The organism is Microcystis sp. M_QC_C_20170808_M3Col (assembly GCF_007095505.1).
Taxonomy (GTDB): Bacteria; Cyanobacteriota; Cyanobacteriia; order Cyanobacteriales; family Microcystaceae; genus Microcystis.
In genome coordinates this window covers 1-2,536 of record NZ_SFBY01000163.1, presented here as the reverse complement: position 1 = coordinate 2,536, position 2,536 = coordinate 1, and the positions used below count along the sequence as shown (strand labels likewise).

Annotated in this window: 1 protein-coding gene; it reads right to left on the bottom strand. The window is 46.2% G+C overall.

Going from position 1 to position 2,536, the window contains the following annotated elements; all coding sequences use genetic code 11:
• Positions 1-284: 284 nt before the first annotated feature.
• The gene (locus tag EWV84_RS07615; RefSeq protein ID WP_287077523.1) at positions 285-2,336 is read right to left on the bottom strand and encodes an NAD(P)H-quinone oxidoreductase subunit 5; all 2,052 of its coding nucleotides are present in this window, start codon (positions 2,334-2,336) and stop codon (positions 285-287) included.
• Positions 2,337-2,536 lie beyond the last annotated feature (200 nt).

The window sequence follows — 2,536 nt, the reverse complement described above, 5'->3', positions numbered from 1 at the left end:
ACCTCCAAGCCGTTCGATAACTTATTCCTGTTTTTTTTGCCTAGTCTGATAGTTTCGTGTTCACATATTACCATGGCTGGCTATATCTGACTATATTTGTATTGAAACTTTACAATACCATTTTTCTAAAGTAATGGCAGAGATGGTTAATTGCCCTCACCCCCAACCCCTCTCCCAGAACCGATCTATTAATAATTTAGTATTACTGCCTGCTATAAACCAAAAAAACTGCTGAAAAAAGGGGCTTTGCGCCCCTAAAAATCTTTAGTCAAGGGATTAAAAATTTACACCAGACTATAGACAATTACCAAACCCAAAACTGCGGCAAAGACAATTAAAGCGTAGAATTGGGCGCGACCATTTTCGAGGTATTTGAGACCTTCACCACTGACAAGAGTAGCTAAACCGGTTAAATTCACTGCCCCATCAATAACGCGATAATCCACTTCCATAATTTGCCGCGCGAGACGACGACAACCCTGGACGAAAACTCGATCATACAGATTGTCAATGTACCATTTGTTCAGGGAAAAACGATACAAAGCGGGGAATTTTTCGGCAATAGTTGCGGGGTCAATTTTCTTCTGGAGATACATCAAAGAAGCGACAGTAATCCCGATTAAAGCAATCCCTACCGAATTACCCGCCATGATTAAAAACTCTGTCCAATCAAAAGCATGAACTTCTTCCACCACTTCGTTAGGAACATGAATAAAACCCTCGAAGAAATTCTGCCAAGGTTTACCCACCAAACCGATTAACAAAGAGGGAACCGCTAAAATCATTAGAGGTAAAGTCATAGTAATTGGCGATTCGTGGGGTTCCCGGGCATGATGGCCGTGGTTGTCTTCTTCCTGCGCTTCCGAGTCTAATTGCTTAACATTCATTGCCCCCGGTCCAAAAGCCGGAATCGCACCCGCATTGGCTAACAGTCGGCGTTTAATCTCCTTATTAGTACCTCTAAACTCCCCTTCAAAGGTGTTAAAGTACATCCGGAACATATAGAAAGCCGTTAAACCCGCAGTACCCCAACCGATTAACCATAAAGCTGGGTTCGCCTCAAAAGCTAAACCGAGAATTTCATCCTTCGACCAGAAACCGGCGAAAGGAGGAATCCCACAGATGGCCAGAGTTCCCACCAGGAAAGTTAGGGCAGTAATGGGCATATACTTGCGTAAACCGCCCATCATCCGCATATCTTGCGCTAAAACTGGCTCATGACCGACCACATCCTCCATACCGTGGATGACGGAACCGGAACCGAGGAACAACATCGCTTTAAAATAAGCGTGGGTCATCAGGTGGAATAACCCCGCACTATAAGCACCGATGCCCATAGCCATAACCATGTAACCCAATTGGGAGATGGTGGAATAGGCTAAACCCTTTTTGATATCATTCTGGGTGAGGGCGATACTTGCCCCTAGAAAAGCAGTAAAGGCCCCCGTCCAAGCAATTACCGTCATCGCCGTGGGAATTGGCTCAAAAACGGGATACATCCGGGCAATCAGGAAAACTCCGGCGGCTACCATGGTGGCGGCGTGAATCAGGGCCGAAATCGGGGTCGGACCTTCCATGGCATCCGGTAGCCAGACATGAAGGGGAAACTGGGCTGATTTGGCCACGGGTCCAAGGAAGACTAAAACGGCGAATAATGCCGCTAAACTGCCGGCAATGGCTCCAGAAGAGACTAATTCCTCTAGACGTTCACCCATGATATCAAACTCGAAGCTGCCGGTTGCCCAGAAAAGACCCAGCATTCCCAGTAATAAGCCAAAATCGCCGACGCGGTTGGTAACAAAGGCTTTTTGACAGGCATCGGCGGCCGCCGGACGAGTGAACCAGAAACCTACTAGCAGATAGGAACACATCCCCACCAATTCCCAGAAAACGTAGATCTGGACGAGGTTGGGACTGATGACCAAACCGAGCATAGAACTGCTAAAAATGCTCAGATAGGCGTAAAAACGCACATAACCGGGGTCGTGGGCCATGTAACCATCGGTATAAATCATCACCAAAAAGGCTACGGTGGTGACGATAACCGACATTAAAGCACTGAGGTGATCGATCGTATAACCCATTTTCAGGTGAAAGTTACCCGCCGATGCCCAATCGATCATTTGGTTGTAGGGAGCGTGTCCATTGATTTGACTCCACAACAGCGCAAAGGACAGCACCATCGACGCGCCGAGGGTAGAAATGATCAATACAGCATTTACCTGTCGCAGACGATTGGTGGCTTCATTAAAGGAAATTAAGCCCGCGCCGACTAGGGTAGCGCCTACCAAAGGCAGGACGGGAACTAGCCACGCGTACTGATAAAGCGGTTCCATTCAGTAATACCTAGTTTACAATTTCACACTATTTGGTTTATCTTCATCTATTGTGACATAGGTTAATTCTTAAGAAAGTGTTTATAGTTAGTAAAAGTATAGTCAAATATAGACAGACTGAATTCCATTTCAGAAATTCCCTTCACTTTTACTTCGAGAGATTGATTCTCCTTGGGTGAACTACGCACCTCTCTATCCCA

Excerpts from the sequence above, each read along its gene's own strand:
- EWV84_RS07615 (WP_287077523.1), bottom strand. The coding sequence starts at position 2,336 with ATGGAACCGCTTTATCAGTACGCGTGGCTAGTTCCCGTCCTGCCTTTG.